General features: G+C 67.2%; 32 protein-coding genes. 30 read left to right on the top strand and 2 right to left on the bottom strand.

Going from position 1 to position 20,438, the window contains the following annotated elements; translation table 11 throughout:
- The first annotated feature begins 13 nt into the window (after positions 1–13).
- The 27 genes from rplB to truA all read left to right on the top strand — a co-directional run bounded on the left by rplB (position 14) and on the right by truA (position 15,222).
- A complete protein-coding gene (gene rplB, locus AB5L52_RS17950; RefSeq protein WP_018543909.1) occupies positions 14–850 on the top strand; it encodes a 50S ribosomal protein L2 in 837 nt (278 codons plus the stop codon).
- A gap of 12 nt (positions 851–862) precedes the next feature.
- The gene (gene rpsS, locus AB5L52_RS17945) at positions 863–1,144 is read left to right on the top strand and encodes a 30S ribosomal protein S19 (protein ID WP_003992359.1); all 282 of its coding nucleotides are present in this window, start codon (positions 863–865) and stop codon (positions 1,142–1,144) included.
- A 44-nt stretch (positions 1,145–1,188) separates the two neighbouring features.
- Positions 1,189–1,536, top strand: a complete 348-nt coding sequence (gene rplV, locus AB5L52_RS17940; protein WP_019329637.1) for a 50S ribosomal protein L22 — start codon at positions 1,189–1,191, stop codon at positions 1,534–1,536.
- Complete coding sequence (gene rpsC / locus AB5L52_RS17935; RefSeq protein WP_067045333.1) at positions 1,536–2,360, top strand: 30S ribosomal protein S3; 825 nt, start codon at positions 1,536–1,538, stop codon at positions 2,358–2,360. Before rplV ends, rpsC begins: the two co-directional genes overlap by 1 nt.
- A 5-nt stretch (positions 2,361–2,365) precedes the next feature.
- On the top strand, positions 2,366–2,785 hold the full coding sequence (gene rplP / locus AB5L52_RS17930; RefSeq protein ID WP_030967307.1) for a 50S ribosomal protein L16: 420 nt from the start codon (positions 2,366–2,368) through the stop codon (positions 2,783–2,785).
- On the top strand, positions 2,785–3,009 hold the full coding sequence (gene rpmC, locus AB5L52_RS17925; protein ID WP_007494763.1) for a 50S ribosomal protein L29: 225 nt from the start codon (positions 2,785–2,787) through the stop codon (positions 3,007–3,009). Before rplP ends, rpmC begins: the two co-directional genes overlap by 1 nt.
- Complete coding sequence (rpsQ, locus tag AB5L52_RS17920) at positions 3,009–3,293, top strand: 30S ribosomal protein S17 (RefSeq protein ID WP_018543912.1); 285 nt, start codon at positions 3,009–3,011, stop codon at positions 3,291–3,293. Before rpmC ends, rpsQ begins: the two co-directional genes overlap by 1 nt.
- A gap of 101 nt (positions 3,294–3,394) precedes the next feature.
- Positions 3,395–3,763 (top strand): 50S ribosomal protein L14, encoded by a 369-nt coding sequence (gene rplN, locus AB5L52_RS17915; RefSeq protein WP_003998823.1) that lies wholly within the window; start codon positions 3,395–3,397, stop codon positions 3,761–3,763.
- A 2-nt stretch (positions 3,764–3,765) separates the two neighbouring features.
- Entirely contained in the window at positions 3,766–4,089 is a 324-nt protein-coding gene (gene rplX / locus AB5L52_RS17910) for a 50S ribosomal protein L24 (RefSeq protein ID WP_030671805.1), read from the top strand.
- A complete protein-coding gene (rplE, locus tag AB5L52_RS17905; protein WP_061920719.1) occupies positions 4,089–4,646 on the top strand; it encodes a 50S ribosomal protein L5 in 558 nt (185 codons plus the stop codon). The genes rplX and rplE overlap by 1 nt, the downstream gene beginning before the upstream one ends.
- Positions 4,647–4,651: 5 nt before the next feature.
- Complete coding sequence (locus AB5L52_RS17900; RefSeq protein WP_003948630.1) at positions 4,652–4,837, top strand: type Z 30S ribosomal protein S14; 186 nt, start codon at positions 4,652–4,654, stop codon at positions 4,835–4,837.
- Positions 4,838–5,048: 211 nt separating this feature from the next.
- The gene (gene rpsH, locus AB5L52_RS17895) at positions 5,049–5,447 is read left to right on the top strand and encodes a 30S ribosomal protein S8 (protein WP_007384075.1); all 399 of its coding nucleotides are present in this window, start codon (positions 5,049–5,051) and stop codon (positions 5,445–5,447) included.
- 24 nt (positions 5,448–5,471) lie between these two features.
- The gene (gene rplF, locus AB5L52_RS17890; protein WP_351030028.1) at positions 5,472–6,011 is read left to right on the top strand and encodes a 50S ribosomal protein L6; all 540 of its coding nucleotides are present in this window, start codon (positions 5,472–5,474) and stop codon (positions 6,009–6,011) included.
- A 3-nt stretch (positions 6,012–6,014) separates the two neighbouring features.
- On the top strand, positions 6,015–6,398 hold the full coding sequence (gene rplR, locus AB5L52_RS17885) for a 50S ribosomal protein L18 (RefSeq protein ID WP_030745253.1): 384 nt from the start codon (positions 6,015–6,017) through the stop codon (positions 6,396–6,398).
- Between the two features lie 39 nt (positions 6,399–6,437).
- Positions 6,438–7,043 carry a 30S ribosomal protein S5 gene (gene rpsE / locus AB5L52_RS17880; protein ID WP_015658456.1) on the top strand — a complete coding sequence of 202 codons (606 nt, stop codon included), beginning with the start codon at positions 6,438–6,440 and terminating at the stop codon, positions 7,041–7,043.
- Positions 7,043–7,225 carry a 50S ribosomal protein L30 gene (rpmD, locus tag AB5L52_RS17875; RefSeq protein WP_003974250.1) on the top strand — a complete coding sequence of 61 codons (183 nt, stop codon included), beginning with the start codon at positions 7,043–7,045 and terminating at the stop codon, positions 7,223–7,225. The genes rpsE and rpmD overlap by 1 nt, the downstream gene beginning before the upstream one ends.
- Before the next feature lie 2 nt (positions 7,226–7,227).
- On the top strand, positions 7,228–7,683 hold the full coding sequence (rplO, locus tag AB5L52_RS17870; RefSeq protein WP_023547373.1) for a 50S ribosomal protein L15: 456 nt from the start codon (positions 7,228–7,230) through the stop codon (positions 7,681–7,683).
- Between the two features lie 242 nt (positions 7,684–7,925).
- Positions 7,926–9,239, top strand: coding sequence for a preprotein translocase subunit SecY (secY, locus tag AB5L52_RS17865; protein WP_351575278.1), 1,314 nt, complete (start codon positions 7,926–7,928; stop codon positions 9,237–9,239).
- Positions 9,239–9,901: an adenylate kinase gene (locus AB5L52_RS17860; protein WP_351030024.1), complete on the top strand. Its 663-nt coding sequence runs from the start codon at positions 9,239–9,241 to the stop codon at positions 9,899–9,901. Before secY ends, AB5L52_RS17860 begins: the two co-directional genes overlap by 1 nt.
- Positions 9,902–10,002: 101 nt before the next feature.
- On the top strand, positions 10,003–10,839 hold the full coding sequence (gene map / locus AB5L52_RS17855; RefSeq protein WP_369364983.1) for a type I methionyl aminopeptidase: 837 nt from the start codon (positions 10,003–10,005) through the stop codon (positions 10,837–10,839).
- A 146-nt stretch (positions 10,840–10,985) separates the two neighbouring features.
- Positions 10,986–11,207: a translation initiation factor IF-1 gene (gene infA / locus AB5L52_RS17850; protein WP_003948620.1), complete on the top strand. Its 222-nt coding sequence runs from the start codon at positions 10,986–10,988 to the stop codon at positions 11,205–11,207.
- 59 nt (positions 11,208–11,266) lie between these two features.
- A complete protein-coding gene (rpmJ, locus tag AB5L52_RS17845) occupies positions 11,267–11,380 on the top strand; it encodes a 50S ribosomal protein L36 (RefSeq protein WP_003998809.1) in 114 nt (37 codons plus the stop codon).
- A 191-nt stretch (positions 11,381–11,571) separates the two neighbouring features.
- Positions 11,572–11,952 carry a 30S ribosomal protein S13 gene (gene rpsM / locus AB5L52_RS17840; RefSeq protein ID WP_031167100.1) on the top strand — a complete coding sequence of 127 codons (381 nt, stop codon included), beginning with the start codon at positions 11,572–11,574 and terminating at the stop codon, positions 11,950–11,952.
- A 70-nt stretch (positions 11,953–12,022) separates the two neighbouring features.
- Complete coding sequence (gene rpsK, locus AB5L52_RS17835; protein ID WP_003956432.1) at positions 12,023–12,427, top strand: 30S ribosomal protein S11; 405 nt, start codon at positions 12,023–12,025, stop codon at positions 12,425–12,427.
- A 143-nt stretch (positions 12,428–12,570) separates the two neighbouring features.
- Complete coding sequence (locus tag AB5L52_RS17830) at positions 12,571–13,593, top strand: DNA-directed RNA polymerase subunit alpha (RefSeq protein WP_003966937.1); 1,023 nt, start codon at positions 12,571–12,573, stop codon at positions 13,591–13,593.
- Between the two features lie 177 nt (positions 13,594–13,770).
- Positions 13,771–14,295, top strand: coding sequence for a 50S ribosomal protein L17 (rplQ, locus tag AB5L52_RS17825; RefSeq protein ID WP_351021624.1), 525 nt, complete (start codon positions 13,771–13,773; stop codon positions 14,293–14,295).
- Between the two features lie 72 nt (positions 14,296–14,367).
- Positions 14,368–15,222, top strand: coding sequence for a tRNA pseudouridine(38-40) synthase TruA (gene truA, locus AB5L52_RS17820; protein WP_351021622.1), 855 nt, complete (start codon positions 14,368–14,370; stop codon positions 15,220–15,222).
- 27 nt (positions 15,223–15,249) lie between these two features.
- On the opposite strand, the gene AB5L52_RS17815 is transcribed toward truA, so the two are convergent.
- Positions 15,250–16,128 carry a hypothetical protein gene (locus AB5L52_RS17815; protein ID WP_351021620.1) on the bottom strand — a complete coding sequence of 293 codons (879 nt, stop codon included), beginning with the start codon at positions 16,126–16,128 and terminating at the stop codon, positions 15,250–15,252.
- Between the two features lie 298 nt (positions 16,129–16,426).
- Here AB5L52_RS17815 and rplM point away from each other — a divergent pair, with 298 nt between their 5' ends.
- From rplM to glmM, 3 genes are all read left to right on the top strand, one after another.
- On the top strand, positions 16,427–16,870 hold the full coding sequence (rplM, locus tag AB5L52_RS17810) for a 50S ribosomal protein L13 (protein ID WP_171114355.1): 444 nt from the start codon (positions 16,427–16,429) through the stop codon (positions 16,868–16,870).
- A gap of 42 nt (positions 16,871–16,912) precedes the next feature.
- Complete coding sequence (gene rpsI / locus AB5L52_RS17805) at positions 16,913–17,428, top strand: 30S ribosomal protein S9 (protein ID WP_023547363.1); 516 nt, start codon at positions 16,913–16,915, stop codon at positions 17,426–17,428.
- A gap of 205 nt (positions 17,429–17,633) precedes the next feature.
- Entirely contained in the window at positions 17,634–18,992 is a 1,359-nt protein-coding gene (gene glmM, locus AB5L52_RS17800) for a phosphoglucosamine mutase (RefSeq protein ID WP_351021617.1), read from the top strand.
- Positions 18,993–19,156: 164 nt separating this feature from the next.
- Here the strand turns inward: glmM and coaA are convergent, their stop codons facing one another.
- Positions 19,157–20,125: a type I pantothenate kinase gene (coaA, locus tag AB5L52_RS17795; protein ID WP_351021615.1), complete on the bottom strand. Its 969-nt coding sequence runs from the start codon at positions 20,123–20,125 to the stop codon at positions 19,157–19,159.
- Positions 20,126–20,438 lie beyond the last annotated feature (313 nt).

Below are 20,438 nucleotides of genomic sequence, written 5' to 3'. Positions count from 1 at the left end.
CGAGGACTGAGAAATGGGAATCCGCAAGTACAAGCCGACTACGCCGGGCCGTCGTGGCGCCAGCGTCGCCGACTTCGTCGAGGTCACGCGGTCCACGCCGGAGAAGTCGCTGGTCCGCCCCCTGCACAGCAAGGGCGGCCGTAACAACGCCGGTCGTGTGACCGTTCGCCACCAGGGTGGCGGACACAAGCGCGCCTACCGAGTGATCGACTTCCGTCGTCACGACAAGGACGGCGTGCCGGCGAAGGTCGCGCACATCGAGTACGACCCCAACCGCACCGCGCGCATCGCGCTGCTGCACTACGCCGACGGCGAGAAGCGCTACATCCTCGCCCCGCGCAACCTGCAGCAGGGTGACCGCGTGGAGAACGGTCCCGGGGCCGACATCAAGCCGGGCAACAACCTGGCCCTCCGCAACATCCCGGTCGGTACCACGATCCACGCGATCGAGCTCCGTCCCGGTGGCGGTGCCAAGTTCGCCCGCTCCGCCGGTGCCTCCGTGCAGCTGCTCGCGAAGGAGGGCGCCTACGCCCACCTGCGCATGCCGTCCGGCGAGATCCGTCTCGTCGACGTCCGCTGCCGCGCCACCGTCGGTGAGGTCGGCAACGCCGAGCAGAGCAACATCAACTGGGGTAAGGCCGGCCGTAAGCGGTGGCTGGGCGTTCGCCCGACCGTCCGTGGTGTCGTGATGAACCCGGTTGACCACCCGCACGGTGGTGGTGAGGGCCGGACCTCCGGTGGTCGCCACCCTGTGTCCCCGTGGGGCAAGAAGGAAGGCCGTACTCGTTCGCCCAAGAAGGCGTCGAACAAGTACATCGTCCGCCGCCGCAAGACGAACAAGAAGCGCTAAGGACGGGTTGAGATGCCTCGTAGCCTGAAGAAGGGGCCCTTCGTCGACGACCACCTGATCAAGAAGGTGGACGCCCAGAACGAAGCCGGCACCAAGAACGTCATCAAGACCTGGTCCCGTCGCTCCATGATCGTCCCGGCCATGCTGGGCCACACGCTCGCGGTGCACAACGGCAAGACCCACATCCCGGTGTTCGTCACCGAGTCGATGGTCGGCCACAAGCTCGGCGAGTTCTCGCCGACGCGCACCTTCCGGGGTCACGTCAAGGACGACCGGAAGTCGAAGCGCCGCTAGTAGCGGATCGCATTCAGACACGTAAGTAACTGAGAGGGACAACCATGGAAGCCAGGGCCCAGGCGCGGTACATCCGCGTCACGCCCATGAAGGCCCGCCGCGTGGTGGACCTGATCCGTGGCATGGACGCCACGGAGGCTCAGGCTGTTCTGCGATTCGCTCCGCAGGCAGCCTCCGTGCCGGTCGGCAAGGTGCTCGACAGCGCCATCGCCAACGCCGCGCACAACTACGACCACACCGACGCCGACAGCCTCTACATCTCCGAGGCGTACGTCGACGAGGGCCCGACCCTGAAGCGGTTCCGTCCGCGTGCCCAGGGCCGTGCCTACCGGATCCGCAAGCGGACCAGCCACATCACCGTGGTCGTCAGCAGCAAGGAAGGAACCCGGTAATGGGCCAGAAGGTTAACCCGCATGGGTTCCGGCTCGGTGTCACGACCGACTTCAAGTCGCGTTGGTACGCCGACAAGCTGTACAAGGACTACGTCAAGGAAGACGTCGCCATCCGTCGGATGATGACGTCCGGCATGGAGCGCGCCGGCATCTCGAAGGTGGAGATCGAGCGCACCCGTGACCGCGTCCGTGTGGACATCCACACGGCTCGCCCGGGCATCGTCATCGGCCGCCGCGGCGCCGAGGCCGACCGCATCCGCGGTGACCTGGAGAAGCTGACCGGCAAGCAGGTCCAGCTGAACATCCTCGAGGTCAAGAACCCGGAGACGGACGCTCAGCTGGTGGCCCAGGCCGTCGCCGAGCAGCTGTCCTCCCGCGTCTCCTTCCGCCGTGCCATGCGCAAGAGCATGCAGTCGGCGATGAAGGCGGGCGCCAAGGGCATCAAGATCCAGTGCGGTGGCCGTCTCGGCGGCGCCGAGATGTCCCGCTCGGAGTTCTACCGCGAGGGCCGTGTGCCCCTGCACACGCTCCGCGCGAACGTGGACTACGGCTTCTTCGAGGCCAAGACGACCTTCGGCCGCATCGGTGTGAAGGTCTGGATCTACAAGGGCGACGTCAAGAACATCGCCGAGGTCCGCGCCGAGAACGCTGCGGCCCGTGCGGGTAACCGCCCGGCCCGTGGTGGTGCCGACCGCCCGGCCCGTGGTGGCCGCGGTGGCGAGCGGCGCGGTCGCAAGCCGCAGCAGGCTGCCGGCGCCGAGGCCCCCAAGGCCGAGGCTCCGAAGGCCGAGGCTCCGGCTGAGAGCACCGGAACGGAGGCCTGACCGACATGCTGATCCCCCGTAGGGTCAAGCACCGCAAGCAGCACCACCCGAAGCGCTCCGGCGCTGCCAAGGGTGGCACGACGGTTGCGTTCGGCGAGTACGGCATCCAGGCGCTCACCCCGGCGTATGTGACGAACCGTCAGATCGAGGCCGCTCGTATCGCCATGACGCGTCACATCAAGCGTGGTGGCAAGGTCTGGATCAACATCTACCCGGACCGTCCCCTCACCAAGAAGCCTGCCGAGACCCGCATGGGTTCCGGTAAGGGTTCCCCGGAGTGGTGGATCGCCAACGTCAAGCCCGGACGCGTGATGTTCGAGCTGTCGTACCCCAACGAGAAGATTGCGCGTGAGGCCCTGACGCGTGCGGCTCACAAGCTGCCGATGAAGTGCCGGATCGTCAAGCGCGAGGCAGGTGAAGCGTGATGTCGGCCGGTACCAAGGCGTCCGAGCTGCGCGAGCTGGGCAACGAGGAGCTTCTGGCGAAGCTCCGCGAGGCCAAGGAAGAGCTGTTCAATCTCCGCTTCCAGGCGGCGACGGGTCAGCTCGAGAACCACGGCCGTCTGAAGGCGGTCCGCAAGGACATCGCGCGGATCTACACCCTGATGCGCGAGCGTGAGCTGGGCATCGAAACGGTGGAGAACGCCTGATGAGCGAGAAGAACGTGACTGAGAACGCAGAGGCCCGCGGCTTCCGCAAGACCCGTGAGGGTCTCGTCGTCAGCGACAAGATGGACAAGACCGTCGTCGTCGCCGTCGAGGACCGCGTCAAGCACGCGCTGTACGGCAAGGTCATCCGCCGTACCAACAAGCTCAAGGCGCACGACGAGCAGAACGCCGCGGGTGTCGGCGACCGCGTCCTCCTGATGGAGACCCGGCCGCTGTCCGCGACGAAGCGCTGGCGCGTCGTCGAGATCCTCGAGAAGGCCAAGTAATTTCCTGCGGGGCTAACCTCGCAGGTCAGTTCCGCCAGGCTCGGCAGGGGCGCTCGTACTGAGGCCCCTGCCGGGAACCGGCAGACAAACAGGAGATAGACGTGATCCAGCAGGAGTCGCGACTGCGCGTCGCCGACAACACGGGCGCGAAGGAAATCCTTTGCATCCGTGTGCTCGGTGGCTCCGGTCGCCGCTACGCGGGCATCGGTGACGTCATCGTCGCCACCGTCAAGGACGCGATCCCCGGTGGCAACGTGAAGAAGGGTGACGTCGTCAAGGCGGTCATCGTTCGCACCGTCAAGGAGCGCCGCCGTCCGGACGGCTCGTACATCCGCTTCGACGAGAACGCCGCCGTCATTCTGAAGAACGACGGCGACCCTCGCGGCACCCGCATCTTCGGCCCGGTCGGCCGTGAGCTGCGCGAGAAGAAGTTCATGAAGATCATCTCGCTCGCGCCGGAGGTGCTGTAAGCATGAAGATCAAGAAGGGCGACCTGGTCCAGGTCATCACCGGTAAGGACAAGGGCAAGCAGGGCAAGGTCATCGCGGCCTACCCCCGCGAGGACCGTGTCCTGGTCGAGGGTGTCAACCGGGTCAAGAAGCACACCAAGGCCGGTCCGACCGCTCGCGGTTCCCAGGCCGGCGGCATCGTCACGACCGAGGCGCCGATCCACGTCTCCAACGTCCAGCTGGTCGTTGAGAAGGACGGCAACAAGGTCGTCACGCGTGTCGGCTACCGCTTCGACGACGAAGGCAACAAGATCCGCGTTGCCAAGCGGACGGGTGAGGACATCTGATGGCTACCACCACCACTCCGCGTCTGAAGCAGAAGTACCGCGAGGAGATCGCGGGCAAGCTGCGTGACGAGTTCAAGTACGAGAACGTCATGCAGGTTCCCGGCCTCGTCAAGATCGTGGTCAACATGGGTGTCGGCGACGCCGCCCGTGACTCGAAGCTGATCGAGGGCGCGATCCGCGACCTGACCACCATCACCGGTCAGAAGCCGGCCGTCACCAAGGCCCGCAAGTCCATCGCGCAGTTCAAGCTGCGTGAGGGCCAGCCGATCGGTGCCCACGTCACGCTCCGTGGCGACCGCATGTGGGAGTTCCTGGACCGCACCCTGTCGCTCGCGCTGCCGCGCATCCGCGACTTCCGTGGTCTGTCCCCCAAGCAGTTCGACGGCCGTGGCAACTACACCTTCGGTCTCACGGAGCAGGTCATGTTCCACGAGATCGACCAGGACAAGATCGACCGTACCCGGGGCATGGACATCACCGTGGTCACCACGGCGACCAACGACGCTGAGGGCCGCGCGCTCCTTCGTCACCTCGGCTTCCCGTTCAAGGAGGCGTGAGCGAGATGGCGAAGAAGGCTCTGATTGCCAAGGCTGCTCGCAAGCCCAAGTTCGGTGTGCGTGGCTACACCCGCTGCCAGCGCTGCGGCCGTCCGCACTCCGTGTACCGCAAGTTCGGCCTGTGCCGCGTGTGCCTTCGTGAGATGGCTCACCGTGGCGAGCTGCCGGGCGTGACCAAGAGCTCCTGGTAATCCCACTTTTAGGGATTCCTGAAGCTCTCGGTAAGCATCTGGGTCGGCAGGGGCCCTTCTCCACATGCCGTAGGCTTGTGGGGTTGGGCGTCTGCCGCGCCCGTACGACTTACTACGCCGTAGGTCCACCGCGCCGCACCCGTCCCGTCTCGGATCGGGGAGAGGGATGGCGCACCAGGAAACCCCGGCGAGAGAGGCCGAAGGCCAATTCATGACCATGACTGATCCGATCGCAGACATGCTTACGCGTCTGCGGAACGCGAACTCGGCATACCACGACTCCGTGACGATGCCGGCATCGAAGATCAAGTCGCACATCGCGGAGATCCTCCAGCAGGAGGGCTTCATCACGGGCTGGAAGGTCGAGGACGCCGAGGTCGGCAAGAACCTCGTTCTCGAGCTGAAGTTCGGCCCGAACCGTGAGCGCTCCATCGCGGGCATCAAGCGGATCTCCAAGCCCGGTCTCCGGGTGTACGCGAAGTCCACCAACCTGCCGAAGGTGCTCGGCGGCCTCGGCGTGGCGATCATCTCCACGTCCCACGGGCTCCTCACCGACAAGCAGGCCGGCAAGAAGGGCGTGGGTGGGGAAGTCCTCGCCTACGTCTGGTAACGGAAGGGAACGGAGGAAACAGCTATGTCGCGTATTGGCAAGCTCCCCATCACGGTTCCCGCCGGCGTGGACGTCACCATCGACGGCCGTACGGTCTCGGTCAAGGGCCCCAAGGGCTCGCTGACCCACACCGTTGCCGCGCCGATCGACATCGCTAAGGGCGAGGACGGCACCCTCCAGGTGACCCGCCCGAACGACGAGCGTCAGAACAAGGCCCTGCACGGCCTGTCCCGCACGCTGGTGGCGAACATGATCACCGGCGTGACCCAGGGTTACGTGAAGAAGCTCGAGATCAGCGGTGTCGGTTACCGAGTGACCGCCAAGGGTTCGAACCTGGAGTTCGCTCTCGGTTACAGCCACCCGATCCTGGTCGAGGCCCCCGAAGGCATCACCTTCAAGGTCGAGGCGCCCACGCGCTTCTCGGTCGAGGGCATCGACAAGCAGAAGGTCGGCGAGGTTGCGGCCAACATCCGCAAGCTGCGCAAGCCCGACCCGTACAAGGCCAAGGGCGTCAAGTACGAGGGCGAAGTCATCCGCCGCAAGGTCGGAAAGGCGGGTAAGTAAGCCATGGCATACGGGCAGAAGATCCTCAAGGGCGACGCCTACAAGCGCGCCGCGATCAAGCGCCGTCACATCCGGATCCGCAAGAACCTTTCCGGTACGGCGGAGCGTCCCCGTCTGGTCGTAACCCGCTCCAACCGCCACATCGTGGCGCAGGTGATCGACGACCTGAAGGGCCACACCCTGGCGTCGGCGTCCACGCTGGACAGCTCGATCCGCGGTGGCGAGGGCGACAAGTCCGCGCAGGCCAAGCAGGTCGGCGCCCTGGTCGCCGAGCGTGCCAAGGCCGCCGGCGTCGAGGCTGTCGTGTTCGACCGTGGTGGCAACCAGTACGCCGGGCGCATCGCCGCCCTGGCGGACGCCGCCCGCGAAGCCGGGCTCAAGTTCTGAGCCTGCCGTAGCTAGCGGAAACAGAGAGAGGTAATTCCAATGGCTGGACCCCAGCGCCGCGGTGGCGGTGCCGGTGGCGGCGAGCGGCGGGACCGGAAGGGCCGTGACGGCGGCGCTGCTGCCGCCGAGAAGACCGCGTACGTTGAGCGCGTTGTCGCGATCAACCGCGTCGCCAAGGTTGTGAAGGGTGGTCGTCGCTTCAGCTTCACCGCGCTGGTCGTGGTGGGCGACGGTGACGGCACCGTGGGTGTCGGATACGGCAAGGCCAAGGAGGTGCCGGCCGCCATCGCCAAGGGCGTTGAGGAGGCCAAGAAGCACTTCTTCAAGGTCCCCCGGATCCAGGGCACCATCCCGCACCCGATCCAGGGTGAGAAGGCTGCCGGCGTCGTGCTGCTCAAGCCCGCGTCCCCGGGTACCGGTGTTATCGCCGGTGGTCCGGTGCGTGCCGTGCTCGAGTGCGCCGGTATCCACGACATCCTGTCGAAGTCGCTCGGCTCCGACAACGCGATCAACATCGTGCACGCGACCGTGGAGGCCCTGAAGGGCCTGCAGCGTCCCGAGGAGGTCGCGGCCCGCCGCGGTCTGCCGCTGGAGGACGTCGCCCCCGCGGCCCTGCTGCGTGCGCGTGCCGGGGCTGGTGCGTAATGGCTCAGCTCAAGATCACGCAGGTTAAGTCGTACATCGGCAGCAAGCAGAACCACCGTGACACCCTGCGCTCCCTTGGTCTCAAGGGCATCAACACGCAGGTCGTCAAGGAGGACCGCCCCGAGTTCCGCGGCATGGTGCACACCGTCCGCCACCTCGTGACGGTCGAGGAGGTCGACTGATCATGGCGGAGCAGAACCCGCTGAAGATCCACAACCTCCGTCCCGCCCCGGGCGCCAAGACCGCCAAGACCCGTGTGGGTCGTGGTGAGGCGTCGAAGGGTAAGACGGCCGGTCGTGGTACGAAGGGTACGAAGGCTCGTTACCAGGTTCCGGAGCGCTTCGAGGGTGGCCAGATGCCGCTCCACATGCGCCTCCCGAAGCTGAAGGGCTTCAAGAACCCGTTCAAGACCGAGTTCCAGGTCGTGAACCTCGACAAGCTGGCCGCGCTCTACCCCGAGGGTGGCGAGGTCACGGTCGAGGGTCTGGTGGCCAAGGGTGCCGTTCGCAAGAACAGCCTCGTCAAGGTCCTCGGCCAGGGCGAGATCTCCGTGGCGCTGCAGGTGACGGTCGACGCCGTCTCCGGCTCCGCCAAGGAGAAGATCACCGCCGCCGGCGGTACGGTCACCGAGCTGGTCTGAGCCCCTCAGGTCCCTCGATGACGTGAACGATCCCGACCGGGGATACCCCACAAAAGGGGTATCCCCGGTTGGTCGTTCCTAGGGCGGTGCTCTCGCCGGTAAGGTGGCCAGCACTGCCTACTTTCATCGGGTGCTTCCCATGGGGCACCCTGAGCGGCAGTTGACCGTTATCCATTCGTCCATTCGTCGAACCTCAAGACCGTCACCCTTGACGCAGTTGCGCGGGGGTCGCAGGAGGCACCGTGCTCACCGCGTTCGCCCGGGCGTTCAGGACGCCCGACCTGCGCAAGAAGCTGCTCTTCACGCTGGCCATCATCGTGGTCTACCGGGTAGGCACCCACATCCCGATCCCCGGCGTCAACTACAAGGCCGTCCAGCAGTGTGTGAGCGAGGCGGGGGCCAACCAGGGCCTGTTCGGCCTCGTGAACATGTTCAGCGGCGGCGCGCTGCTGCAGATCACGGTCTTCGCGCTCGGCATCATGCCGTACATCACGGCCAGCATCATCCTTCAGCTGCTGACCGTGGTCATCCCGCGTCTGGAAGCCCTGAAGAAGGAGGGCCAGGCCGGCACGGCGAAGATCACGCAGTACACCCGTTATCTCACCGTGGCGCTCGCCATCCTCCAGGGCACCGGCCTCGTCGCCACCGCCCGCAGCGGGGCGCTCTTCAACGGCTGCTCGGTCGCGGCGAGCATCGTCCCGGACCAGGCGATCTTCACGACGATCACGATGGTCGTCTGCATGACCGCCGGTACGTGTGTCGTGATGTGGCTGGGTGAGCTGATCACCGACCGCGGCATCGGCAACGGCATGTCGATCCTGATGTTCATCTCGATCGCCGCGACCTTCCCGTCCGCGCTGTGGGCGATCAAGAAGCAGGGCACCCTGGCCGGCGGCTGGATCGAGTTCGGCACCGTGATCCTGGTCGGCCTGGTCATGGTCGCGCTGGTGGTCTTCGTCGAGCAGGCCCAGCGCCGTATCCCGGTGCAGTACGCGAAGCGCATGATCGGCCGTCGTTCCTACGGCGGTACGTCCACATACATCCCGCTCAAGGTGAACCAGGCGGGTGTGATTCCCGTCATCTTCGCCTCGTCGCTGCTCTACATTCCGGCGCTCGTCGCGCAGTTCGCGGGGAGCAAATCGGACTGGGCCATCTGGATCAAGGACAACCTGACCAAGGGCGACCACCCGATTTACATCACTCTGTACTTCTTGCTCATCGTTTTCTTCGCGTTCTTCTACGTGGCGATCTCCTTCAACCCCGAGGAAGTCGCCGACAACATGAAGAAGTATGGTGGCTTCATCCCGGGCATCCGGGCTGGCCGACCGACCGCTGAGTACCTCAGCTACGTGCTCAACCGGATCACCTGGCCGGGTTCGCTGTATTTGGGTCTGATTGCTCTCGTGCCAACAATGGCGTTGGTCGGGTTCGGGGCGACGAACAACTTCCCGTTCGGCGGTACCAGCATCCTGATCATCGTGGGTGTCGGTCTCGAGACGGTGAAGCAGATCGAGAGCCAGCTCCAGCAGCGCAATTACGAAGGGTTCCTCCGCTGATGCGTATCGTCCTCGTCGGGCCGCCGGGCGCCGGTAAGGGAACGCAAGCCGTCCGGCTCGCCAAGGAGCTGGCCATCCCGCACATCTCCACAGGCGACCTGTTCCGGGCCAACATCAGCCAGCAGACCGAGCTGGGCAAGCTCGCGAAGTCCTACATGGACGCCGGCAACCTGGTCCCGGACGAGGTCACCATCGCGATGGCCAAGGACCGCATGGAGCAGCCGGACGCCGAGAACGGCTTCCTGCTCGACGGCTTCCCGCGGAACGTGCAGCAGGCCGAGGCGCTGGACGAGCTGCTCACGACCGAGGGCATCAGGCTGGACGCCGTCCTGGACCTGGAGGTCCCCGAGGACGAGGTGGTCAAGCGGATCGCCGGCCGGCGTATCTGCCGCAACGACTCCTCGCACGTCTTCCATGTGACGTACAGCCCGGCGAAGAAAGAGGGCGTGTGCGACGTCTGCGGCGGTGAGCTGTACCAGCGCGACGACGACCGCGAGGAGACCGTCCGCACGCGGCTCGAGGTCTACCACACGCAGACCGAGCCGATCATCGACTACTACAAGACGCAGGGCCTGGTCGTGACGATCTCCGCCCTGGGTCCCGTGGACGAGATCACGCAGCGGGCGCTGGGGGCACTCAAGCGCGAGAAGGCCGAGCAGTAGAGCCCGGCCCGCCCGGCCGCGGTGCCCTTCCCCGGGCGCCGCGGCCGTAGTGTTGTACAGGTAAACCCAGCCGACGTGAGTGATGGAGAGCGCAGGCCCCCATGGTGCAGATCAAGACGCCCGAGCAGATCGCGAAGATGCGGGCGGCGGGCCTGGTCGTAGCCGCCATCCACGCGGCCACCCGTGAGGCGGCGGTGCCCGGCGCCTCCACCAAGGACCTGGACGAGGTCGCCCGCAAGGTCCTCGCCGAGCACGGCGCGAAGTCGAACTTCCTGGGCTACGGCGGCTTCCCCGCCACGATCTGCACGTCGGTCAACGACGTGGTCGTCCACGGCATCCCCTCCGACGAGGTCGTCCTGAAGGACGGCGACATCATCTCCATCGACTGCGGCGCGATCATCGACGGCTGGCACGGCGACGCGGCCTACACGGCCTTCGTGGGCTCCGGTCACGCTCCGGAGCTGGTCGAGCTGTCCCGGGTGACGGAAGAGTCGATGTGGGCCGGCATCGCGGCCATGAAGCAGGGCAACCGCCTGGTCGACATCTCCCGCGCCATCGAGACGTACATCCGCCGCCAGCCGAAGCCGGGCGGCGGCAAGTACGGGATCATCGAGGACTACGGCGGCCACGGCATCGGCACCGAGATGCACATGGACCCGCATCTGCTGAACTACGTCGAACGCCGCCGCGGCAAGGGCCCCAAGCTGGTGCCCGGCTTCTGCCTCGCGATCGAGCCGATGGTCTCGCTCGGCACCCCGAAGACCGAGGTCCTCTCCGACGACTGGACGGTCATCACCACCGACGGCACCTGGTCCTCCCACTGGGAGCACTCGGTCGCCCTGACCCCCGAGGGCCCGCTGGTACTGACCGCGCCCGACGGCGGCAAGGCGAAGCTCGCCGAGCACGGCATCACCGCCGCTCCGGATCCGCTCGCTTAGTGATCTTCCCGGTGGGGCAGAATTCCTCGATTCGCCTTTCCGGGTACGCCGACGTAGACTGACTCGTCGGCTCTTGTGCACCCTCATGCCTGCATGCATGCACGGTCACGGGAGCCGATCAGGGTAGTCGATTCGAAGGGCGAAGCGTGGCCAAGAAGCAAGGTGCCATCGAGATCGAGGGCACTGTCGTCGAGTCTCTTCCGAACGCCATGTTCAAGGTCGAGCTCCAGAACGGCCACCAGGTCCTGGCACACATCAGCGGCAAGATGCGTATGCACTACATCCGCATCCTCCCTGACGACCGGGTCGTGGTGGAGCTGTCTCCGTACGACCTGACGCGTGGCCGGATCGTCTACCGGTACAAGTAGATCTTGCCCGCATCCCGCCTCGGCGGGGTGATGGCACTGACCCGGAGAACCTCAATCCCATGAAGGTCAAGCCGAGCGTCAAGAAGATCTGCGACAAGTGCAGGGTGATCCGCCGTCACGGTCGGGTCATGGTCATCTGCGAGAACCCGCGCCACAAGCAGCGCCAGGGCTGACGCACGACCATCACCCTCTGCACCTCTATCGCAGAGATTCGCGCGACGCGAGCTGAATATGTTCATACGCAGAGCCCGAGCCATCCAGCTCGACACCCCCGGTTCGGAGGCCGGGGACCCGGTTCGTACCTGGTACGGCGGCCGGGAGCCGGTTCTGCGGAAGACCTCCGAAGATCACCAGGAGCCATTGAATGGCACGCGTTTCCGGTGTTGACATCCCGCGCGAAAAGCGCGTGGAGGTCGCCCTCACCTACGTGTTCGGCATCGGCCGGACACTCTCGCAGCAGACGCTGGCCGAGACCGGTATCGACCCGAACACCCGCGTCCGCGACCTGACCGAAGAGCAGCTGGTCGCGATTCGTGAGTACGTCGACAACAACATCAAGACCGAGGGTGACCTCCGTCGCGAGATCCAGGCCGACATCCGCCGCAAGGTCGAGATCGGTTGCTACCAGGGTCTCCGTCACCGTCGCGGTCTGCCCGTCCGCGGTCAGCGCACCAGCACGAACGCCCGTACCCGCAAGGGCCCGCGTCGCGCCATCGCCGGCAAGAAGAAGCCGGGCAAGAAGTAGTCCGCAGCGGACAACGCTTCATCAGCGGTCTTCGCTGTAGGACCGACCACCTCCCCGTAGGAGTTTGTAGATGCCCCCCAAGGGTCGTCAGGGCGCTGCCAAGAAGGTGCGCCGCAAGGAAAAGAAGAACGTCGCTCACGGCCACGCGCACATCAAGAGCACGTTCAACAACACGATCGTCTCGATCACGGACCCGTCCGGCAACGTGATCTCCTGGGCCTCCGCCGGCCACGTCGGCTTCAAGGGCTCCCGCAAGTCCACGCCGTTCGCCGCGCAGATGGCCGCCGAGTCGGCTGCCCGCCGCGCCCAGGAGCACGGCATGCGCAAGGTCGACGTGTTCGTGAAGGGCCCGGGTTCCGGTCGTGAGACCGCGATCCGCTCCCTGCAGGCCACGGGCCTCGAGGTCGGCTCCATCCAGGACGTCACCCCGACCCCGCACAACGGCTGCCGTCCGCCGAAGCGTCGCCGCGTCTGACGCTTCACGGTCTGCGGTTGCGGGCGGTACGGCTCCTTCGGGCCGTGCCGCCCGTACCCTTGCAGTACCCGCGCTTTTCACGGGCGCGGTTTCCGTCGGGCGTCAAATAGCGGGCGCCCACGAATGAAGGATCTGATCCACACATGCTGATCGCTCAGCGTCCCTCGTTGACCGAAGAGGTCGTCGACGAGTTCCGCTCCCGGTTCGTGATCGAGCCGCTGGAGCCGGGCTTCGGCTACACCCTCGGCAACTCCCTGCGCCGTACGCTCCTGTCGTCGATCCCCGGTGCTGCTGTCACCAGCATCCGCATCGACGGTGTCCTGCACGAGTTCACCACCGTGCCGGGTGTCAAGGAGGACGTCACCGACCTGATCCTCAACATCAAGCAGCTGGTCGTCTCCTCGGAGCACGACGAGCCGGTCGTGATGTACCTGCGCAAGCAGGGCCCGGGTCTGGTCACCGCCGCCGACATCGCGCCGCCGGCCGGTGTCGAGGTGCACAACCCCGACCTGGTCCTCGCCACGCTCAACGGCAAGGGCAAGCTGGAGATGGAGCTGACCGTCGAGCGCGGTCGCGGTTACGTCTCCGCCGTGCAGAACAAGCAGGTGGGCCAGGAGATCGGCCGTATCCCGGTCGACTCGATCTACTCGCCGGTTCTGAAGGTCACGTACAAGGTCGAGGCCACGCGTGTCGAGCAGCGCACCGACTTCGACAAGCTGATCGTCGACGTCGAGACCAAGCAGGCGATGCGTCCGCGTGACGCCATGGCCTCCGCCGGTAAGACGCTGGTCGAGCTGTTCGGTCTCGCCCGTGAGCTGAACATCGACGCCGAGGGCATCGACATGGGCCCGTCCCCGACGGACGCCGCCCTTGCCGCCGACCTGGCGCTGCCGATCGAGGAGCTGGAGCTCACCGTTCGGTCGTACAACTGCCTCAAGCGCGAGGGCATCCACTCCGTGGGTGAGCTGGTCGCGCGCTCCGAGGCCGACCTGCTGGACATCCGCAACTTCGGTGCGAAGTCCATCGACGAGGTCAAGGCGAAGCTGGCCGGCATGGGCCTGGCCCTGAAGGACAGCCCGCCCGGATTCGACCCCACGGCCGCCGCGGACGCCTTCGGCGCCGACGACGATGCCGACGCGGGCTTCGTCGAGACCGAGCAGTACTAAGAGCTCGGGCCAGACGGTCCGTACTTGGGTGCGGGTGCGCTGTGCTTGATCGCGCAGTTCCCCGCGCCCCTTCCGGGCGCCCCTTCGGGGACGCCCGGATCTCCGACGGGCAACCGCCCGCTCGGATACTGACCCCGGTACCTGACACGGCCGGGGCAGACACACAGGAGAAGAACAATGCCGAAGCCCACCAAGGGTGCCCGTCTGGGCGGCAGCGCCGCGCACGAGAAGCTGCTCCTCGCGAACCTCGCGAAGGCGCTCTTCGAGCACGGCCGTATCACCACCACCGAGGCGAAGGCCCGCCGCCTGCGGCCGTACGCCGAGCGTCTGATCACCAAGGCGAAGAAGGGCGACCTTCACAACCGCCGCCAGGTGCTCCAGGTCATCACGGACAAGGGCATCGTCCACACGCTCTTCACCGAGATCGGCCCGCGGTACGAGAACCGTCCGGGTGGCTACACCCGCATCACCAAGATCGGTAACCGCCGTGGCGACAACGCGCCCATGGCTGTCATCGAGCTGGTCGAGGCGCTGACGGTCGCCCAGCAGGCGACCGGCGAGGCCGAGGCCGCCACCAAGCGTGCGGTCAAGGAGGCCGAGGAGGCCAAGGTCGAGGAGACCAAGGCCGACGAGGTCGTCGAGGACGCGGCTCCGGCTGAGCCCGCCGCGGAAGCGGCTGGTGAAGGCGACAAGGACGCCTGAGGCTCTGCCTTGCAGTGAACGGGTCCGCCCCTCGGGGCGGGCCCGTTCCGCGTTTCCTGAGAGGATCCAGGAGTGAGTGACGAAGTACTGCCCGGGTACGTCCGGGTCCGCCTCGACATCTCCTACGACGGCACCGACTTCCACGGCTGGGCCAAGCAGGCCGGCGGGAAGCGGACCGTGCAGGGGGAGATCGAGGACGCCCTGCGTACGGTGACGCGGTCGAGGGAGACGTACGAACTGACCGTCGCCGGGCGGACCGATGCCGGGGTGCATGCGCGGGGGCAGGTGGCGCACGTGGATCTGCCGGAGGAGGTCTGGCGGGAGCACAACCAGAAGCTGCTCAAGCGGCTCGCCGGGCGGCTGCCGAAGGATGTGCGGGTGTGGGCCCTCAGGCCGGCGCCGAGCGGCTTCAACGCCCGTTTCTCCGCCGTCTGGCGCCGGTACGCGTACCGGGTCACGGACAATCCCGGTGGTGTCGACCCCATCCTCCGCAACCACGTCCTCTGGCACGACTGGCCGCTCGACGTCGACGCCATGAACGAGGCCGCCCGGCAGCTGCTGGGCGAGCACGACTTCGCGGCCTACTGCAAGCGGCGGGAGGGCGCGACCACCATCCGTACGCTCCAGGAGCTGAGCCTCGTGCGCGGCTCCGACGGGATCGTCACTGCCACCGTGCGCGCCGACGCCTTCTGCCACAACATGGTGCGCTCGCTGATCGGGGCGCTGCTGTTCGTCGGGGACGGCCACCGCGGCCCGGAGTGGCCCGGGAAGGTGCTGGCCGCGGGGGTGCGGGACTCCGCCGTGCATGTCGTACGGCCGCACGGGCTGACCCTGGAGGAGGTCGGCTACCCCGCCGACGAGCTGCTGGCCGCGCGCAACAAGGAGGCGCGGAACAAACGCTCGCTGCCGTCGGCGGGGTGCTGCTGAGCGGGGGACCGTCCGGCGGGTCGGGCCCTACCGGTTCGCCGCCGCGGACGCCTCGGCCTGGCCGCGGCGGTAGATCTGGTTGAAGGTGAACTGCTGCAGGTCGTCGCCGACGCGGAAGACCTTCGTGTCCTTGTCGGTGACGTCCTTGCCGTTGAGGAAGCCGCCGGTCGTGAAGTAGACGTAGCGGCCGACGGCGTTCGTGGTGGTCAGGCAGATCGCGGCGTCGCAGAAGTTCTTGACGCCCTTGCCGGGCAGGGAGCGCACCACGGCCTTCTTGGCGGCCTGCGCCTTGACCTTCGCGGCCTGTGCCTGGTCGTCGAAGAGGGCGACGCCGACGGTGATCGCGATCCCCTGGCCGTTGGTGTAGGTCGCGCGGATCAGGCGGGTGCAGCGGTTGGCGTCGAGGATCTTCGGCAGGGTGCCGCCCGCGACGGTGGCGCACTTCGTGGTGTCGTCCGTGGCGCCCTTCTTGTACACCGTGTCGCCCATGGTCAGCTGCGTGCCGGGGAAGAGGCTGTCGGCGCTGAGCGGGGCGGTGTCCTTCTTGGCGCTGGCGATGAACTCCTTCGGGTCCAGCGGCGGCGGGGCGCTGGTGGGCGCGAAGGACGGCGTGGCCGAGCCGCTCGGCACGGAGGCGCTGGCGGGCAGGTTGGTGGGGGTGCCGTGGGCGTCGTTGCCGCTGTTCGCCGAGACGACGGCCATGGCGACCGCCGTGCCTATCGCGACCGTGGCGACCGCGCCGCCGCCTATGAACAGCAGCTTGCGGCGCTTGTTCCGGGACTCCGAGGCCTCGGCGAGCGCGGCCCAGTCCGGGGTCCCGTCATCGTCGCCGCTGCTCCAGGGCTGCTGGGAATGCGGTTTCCAGGGATCCCACTGAGACTGGGGTCCCCCCTGCCCGTAACTCATGGGGCGCATCTTAGACGGGGCGCGCGGGGTGCCGGAGCGCGTCCGGCGGCATGCCGCGTTTGTCCCCCGGCGCGAGCGGGAAGAGCGCCGTTTTGACCCGTCCGGGGAGGCCCAGGTATTCTGCTTCTTCGTTGTGTATTGGCTTGCTCATTCTCACGGGACGGGCCCTTACACCGGTCCGCCGGGCCGATGACCAGCGACCAGCACGCGGTTTGCGTCACCGCGGTGCGGTCAAGGCTGTCGTGATCGTTTCGGTGACCTGTTCAGGACCATTCACTCGAAGCGAAGGCTACGAACCGTGCGTACGTACAGCCCCAAGCCCGGCGATGTGACGCGCCAGTGGCACGTCATCGACGCTCAGGACGTTGTCCTGGGCCGTCTCGCCACCACCGCAGCGACCCTCCTCCGGGGCAAGCACAAGCCGATCTACGCGCCGCACGTCGACGCTGGTGACTTCGTCATCATCATCAACGCCGACAAGGTGCACCTGTCCGGCAACAAGCGGACCCAGAAGATGGCGTACCGCCACTCCGGCTACCCGGGTGGTCTGCGCTCCGTCCGCTACGACGAGCTGCTGGACAAGAACCCCGAGAAGGCCATCGAGAAGGCCGTCAAGGGCATGCTCCCCAAGAACTCCCTGGGCCGTCAGATGCTCTCCAAGCTGAAGGTCTACCGCGGCGAGAACCACCCGCACGCTGCCCAGCAGCCGGTTCCGTTCGAGATCACCCAGGTCGCGCAGTAAGTCCGGCCACCCCCTAAGACTGAAGAGAATCTGAGGAGAATCGTGGCCGAGACCACTGCCGAGCAGCCGATCGAAGAGATCGAAGACATCGAGAGCTACACCACCGAGTCCGAGGTTCCGGTGGAGGGTGAGTACACCTCCGAGTCCCTCGCCTCGCGCTTCGGTGAGCCCCAGCCCGCCGCCGGCCTGGGCCGCCGCAAGAACGCCATCGCCCGTGTCCGGATCGTCCCGGGCACCGGCAAGTGGAAGATCAACGGTCGTACCCTTGAGGACTACTTCCCGAACAAGGTGCACCAGCAGGAAGTCAACGAGCCCTTCAAGGTGCTCGAGCTCGAGGGCCGTTACGACGTCATCGCCCGCATCGCGGGTGGCGGCGTCTCCGGTCAGGCCGGTGCGCTCCGTCTCGGTGTCGCCCGCGCGCTGAACGAGGCCGACGTCGACAACAACCGTGGCCCGCTGAAGAAGGCCGGCTTCCTGCGCCGCGACGACCGCGCGGTCGAGCGGAAGAAGGCCGGTCTGAAGAAGGCCCGCAAGGCCCCGCAGTACAGCAAGCGCTAAGCTTCGCTGCCTGCTCGTACGTTCTACGGGTTACGGCCCCTACGTACTCCGAACGCCCCGGCGGCACGCCACATGTGCTGCCGGGGCGCTCGTTTATCCCGGTCAAGGGCGTATAACGACAAAAGACGCTCAAAGGCTGGTGTGATCGGATGACCCGGCGTCTGCCACCATGCATGGCAGCAAGGACGCTTCCTCAGGAGGACAAGTGGGACGACTCTTCGGTACGGACGGCGTGCGCGGTGTCGCCAACGCGGACCTGACGGCCGAGATGGCGCTCGGCCTGTCCGTGGCGGCGGCGCACGTGCTGGCCGAGGCGGGCACCTTCGAGGGCCACCGGCCGAAGGCGGTGGTCGGACGGGACCCGCGGGCGTCCGGGGAGTTCCTGGAGGCGGCCGTGGTCGCCGGCCTCGCGAGTGCCGGCGTGGACGTCCTGACCGTCGGCGTGCTGCCGACCCCGGCGGTCGCGTTCCTGACCGGCGCGCTCGGCGCCGACCTGGGCGTGATGCTCTCCGCCAGCCACAACGCCATGCCGGACAACGGCATCAAGTTCTTCGCCCGCGGCGGCCACAAGCTCGCCGACGAACTGGAGGACAGGATCGAGGCGGTGTACGACTCCCACCGGCACGGGGAGCCGTGGGAGCGGCCGACCGGCGCGGGCGTGGGGCGCGTCCGCTCGTACGGCGAGGGCTTCGAGCAGTACGTTGGCCACCTGCTGTCCGTGCTGCCCAACCGGCTGGACGGGCTGAAGATCGTCCTGGACGAAGCGCACGGCGCGGCCTCGGGGGTCTCGCCGGAGGCGTTCTCCCGGGCGGGCGCCGAGGTCGTCACGATCGGTGCGGCGCCGGACGGGCTCAACATCAACGACGGGTGCGGCTCGACCCATCTCGACCAGCTGAAGGCCGCGGTCGTGGAGCACCGCGCGGACCTCGGCATCGCGCACGACGGCGACGCCGACCGCTGCCTGGCCGTGGACCACACCGGCGAGGAGATCGACGGCGACCAGATCCTGTCCGTGCTGGCGCTGGCCATGCGGGAGCGCTCCGCGCTGCGGGCGGACACCGTGGTGGCCACCGTGATGTCCAACCTCGGCTTCAAGCTGGCCATGGAGCGGGCCGGGATCCGGCTGGTGCAGACGGCCGTCGGCGACCGGTACGTGCTGGAGGAGATGAAGCAGCACGGGTACGCCCTCGGCGGCGAGCAGTCCGGGCACGTGATCATCCTCGATCACGCGACGACCGGTGACGGCACGCTGACCGGTCTGCTGCTGGCCGCGCGGGTCGCGGAGACCGGCCGTTCGCTGCGGGAGCTCGCCTCTGTGATGGAGCGGCTGCCGCAGGTCCTCATCAACGTGCCGGATGTGGACAAGTCGCGGGTGAAGACGTCGGCGGATCTCGCCGCGGCGGTCGCCGAGGCGGAGCGTGAACTCGGCGAGACGGGGCGGGTGTTGCTCCGTCCCTCGGGTACCGAGCCGTTGGTTCGGGTGATGGTCGAGGCCGCGGACATCGAGCAGGCTCGGTCCGTTGCCGGGCGGCTGGCCGATGCCGTGAAGTCGGCGTTGGGCTGAGATCCGGGTCCGGGGTGCCGGGAACTGTGCGTTGCGGGCCGCGAGTTCGTCGTGGCTCGTCGCTCCCCTCAAGTTCTCGACCAAGTTCTCGACTTCGCTCGAACCCGGGGGGACCCCCATCGCGGCGGAGCCGCACATCGACACAGTCCCGGGCCCCCGGGTGGTTACAGCTTGCGCAGTCTCAGGCGCTGCACCTTGTGGTCCTGGCCCTTGCGCACGATGAGGGTGGCCCGGCCTCGGGTGGGGGCGATGTTCTCGGTCAGGTTCGGCTTGTTGATCGTCCGCCAGAGGGTGCGGGCGTAGTCGAGGGCCTCCTCCTCGGAGACCTGGGTGTACTTGCGGAAGTACGAGTCCGGGTTCTGGAAGGCGGTCTGGCGCAGCTTCTTGAAGCGGTTGAGGTACCAGCGCTCGATGTCCTCGGCGCTCGCGTCGACGTACACGCTGAAGTCGAAGTAGTCGGCGAGGCCGACCCGGGTACGGCCGTCCTTGCCGGGCAGGGCGGGCTGCAGGACGTTGAGGCCCTCGACGATCAGGATGTCGGGGCGGCGGACCGTGAGCTTCCGGTCCGGGACGATGTCGTAGATGAGGTGGGAGTAGACGGGGGCCGTCACCTCGTCCTTCCCCGCCTTGATGTCGGCGACGAAACGGGTGAGGGCCCGGCGGTCGTAGGACTCGGGGAATCCTTTCCGCGACATCAGGCCGCGGGCCTCCAACTCCTTGGTGGGCAGGAGGAAACCGTCCGTCGTGACCAGTTCCACGCGCGGGTGTTCCGGCCAGCGGGAGAGCAGGGCCTGGAGGAGACGGGCGACCGTGGACTTTCCCACGGCCACCGAGCCGGCGACGCCTATGACGAACGGGGTGCCGGACTGGGAGCCCTGCTCGCCGAGGAAGGTGTTCAGGGCGCCTCTGAGGCCGTCCGTGGCGCCGACGTAGAGGTTGAGGAGCCGGGAGAGCGGGAGGTAGATGTCCCGCACCTCGTCCAGGTCGATCACATCGCCCAGACCGCGCAGCTTCTCCACCTCCTCGGCGGTGAGCGGCAGCGGCGTCTTGTCGCGCAGCGCGCTCCACTCGGCGCGGGTGAGGTCGACGTAGGGAGTCGCCTCCGGCCTGTGCCGGTGAGCGCTCCGGGGCATCGGGGAGACCGGTGAGATCACATTCCATTGTTAACGGAGTTTGAACTCCGTGGTGGGTGGGGTCCGTCACGCAGCCCGGTCACGCAGCCAGGGCCGCTTCGACGCGCTCGCGGTCGCCGGTGATCAGCAGGTCGGCCCGGAGGCTGGAGAAGGCGCTGTTGAGGAGGGTGGCGCAGGTCGGGGCGGCTCCGGGGCTCCGGCCCGGAGCCGGCGGAGGATCCGCGGTGCACGATCGGCGCCCGCGCGGTGCCGCTCCAGGTGCGCTGGGAGCCGCGCCAGCCGGTCGTGCGGCCGTGTTCGGCGTTCGTATGGC

Origin of the sequence: Streptomyces sp. CG4 (assembly GCF_041080655.1) — a bacterium.
Lineage (GTDB): Bacteria > Actinomycetota > Actinomycetes > Streptomycetales > Streptomycetaceae > Streptomyces.
The sequence above is the reverse complement of the archived record's forward strand: the minus strand, read 5'-3'. Positions and strand labels throughout refer to the sequence as shown.

What these genes read in the sequence shown, in the direction of transcription:
- rplB (WP_018543909.1), top strand. Translation starts at nt 14, where the DNA reads ATGGGAATCCGCAAGTACAAGCCGACTACGCCGGGCCGTCGTGGCGCC.
- rpsS (WP_003992359.1), top strand. Translation starts at nt 863, where the DNA reads ATGCCTCGTAGCCTGAAGAAGGGGCCCTTCGTCGACGACCACCTGATC.
- rplV (WP_019329637.1), top strand. Translation starts at nt 1,189, where the DNA reads ATGGAAGCCAGGGCCCAGGCGCGGTACATCCGCGTCACGCCCATGAAG.
- rpsC (WP_067045333.1), top strand. Translation starts at nt 1,536, where the DNA reads ATGGGCCAGAAGGTTAACCCGCATGGGTTCCGGCTCGGTGTCACGACC.
- rplP (WP_030967307.1), top strand. Translation starts at nt 2,366, where the DNA reads ATGCTGATCCCCCGTAGGGTCAAGCACCGCAAGCAGCACCACCCGAAG.
- rpmC (WP_007494763.1), top strand. Translation starts at nt 2,785, where the DNA reads ATGTCGGCCGGTACCAAGGCGTCCGAGCTGCGCGAGCTGGGCAACGAG.
- rpsQ (WP_018543912.1), top strand. Translation starts at nt 3,009, where the DNA reads ATGAGCGAGAAGAACGTGACTGAGAACGCAGAGGCCCGCGGCTTCCGC.
- rplX (WP_030671805.1), top strand. Translation starts at nt 3,766, where the DNA reads ATGAAGATCAAGAAGGGCGACCTGGTCCAGGTCATCACCGGTAAGGAC.
- rplE (WP_061920719.1), top strand. Translation starts at nt 4,089, where the DNA reads ATGGCTACCACCACCACTCCGCGTCTGAAGCAGAAGTACCGCGAGGAG.
- AB5L52_RS17900 (WP_003948630.1), top strand. Translation starts at nt 4,652, where the DNA reads ATGGCGAAGAAGGCTCTGATTGCCAAGGCTGCTCGCAAGCCCAAGTTC.
- rpsH (WP_007384075.1), top strand. Translation starts at nt 5,049, where the DNA reads ATGACCATGACTGATCCGATCGCAGACATGCTTACGCGTCTGCGGAAC.
- rplF (WP_351030028.1), top strand. Translation starts at nt 5,472, where the DNA reads ATGTCGCGTATTGGCAAGCTCCCCATCACGGTTCCCGCCGGCGTGGAC.
- rplR (WP_030745253.1), top strand. Translation starts at nt 6,015, where the DNA reads ATGGCATACGGGCAGAAGATCCTCAAGGGCGACGCCTACAAGCGCGCC.
- rpsE (WP_015658456.1), top strand. Translation starts at nt 6,438, where the DNA reads ATGGCTGGACCCCAGCGCCGCGGTGGCGGTGCCGGTGGCGGCGAGCGG.
- rpmD (WP_003974250.1), top strand. Translation starts at nt 7,043, where the DNA reads ATGGCTCAGCTCAAGATCACGCAGGTTAAGTCGTACATCGGCAGCAAG.
- rplO (WP_023547373.1), top strand. Translation starts at nt 7,228, where the DNA reads ATGGCGGAGCAGAACCCGCTGAAGATCCACAACCTCCGTCCCGCCCCG.
- AB5L52_RS17860 (WP_351030024.1), top strand. Translation starts at nt 9,239, where the DNA reads ATGCGTATCGTCCTCGTCGGGCCGCCGGGCGCCGGTAAGGGAACGCAA.
- map (WP_369364983.1), top strand. Translation starts at nt 10,003, where the DNA reads ATGGTGCAGATCAAGACGCCCGAGCAGATCGCGAAGATGCGGGCGGCG.
- rpmJ (WP_003998809.1), top strand. Translation starts at nt 11,267, where the DNA reads ATGAAGGTCAAGCCGAGCGTCAAGAAGATCTGCGACAAGTGCAGGGTG.
- rpsM (WP_031167100.1), top strand. Translation starts at nt 11,572, where the DNA reads ATGGCACGCGTTTCCGGTGTTGACATCCCGCGCGAAAAGCGCGTGGAG.
- rpsK (WP_003956432.1), top strand. Translation starts at nt 12,023, where the DNA reads ATGCCCCCCAAGGGTCGTCAGGGCGCTGCCAAGAAGGTGCGCCGCAAG.
- AB5L52_RS17830 (WP_003966937.1), top strand. Translation starts at nt 12,571, where the DNA reads ATGCTGATCGCTCAGCGTCCCTCGTTGACCGAAGAGGTCGTCGACGAG.
- rplQ (WP_351021624.1), top strand. Translation starts at nt 13,771, where the DNA reads ATGCCGAAGCCCACCAAGGGTGCCCGTCTGGGCGGCAGCGCCGCGCAC.
- AB5L52_RS17815 (WP_351021620.1), bottom strand. Translation starts at nt 16,128, where the DNA reads ATGAGTTACGGGCAGGGGGGACCCCAGTCTCAGTGGGATCCCTGGAAA.
- coaA (WP_351021615.1), bottom strand. Translation starts at nt 20,125, where the DNA reads ATGCCCCGGAGCGCTCACCGGCACAGGCCGGAGGCGACTCCCTACGTC.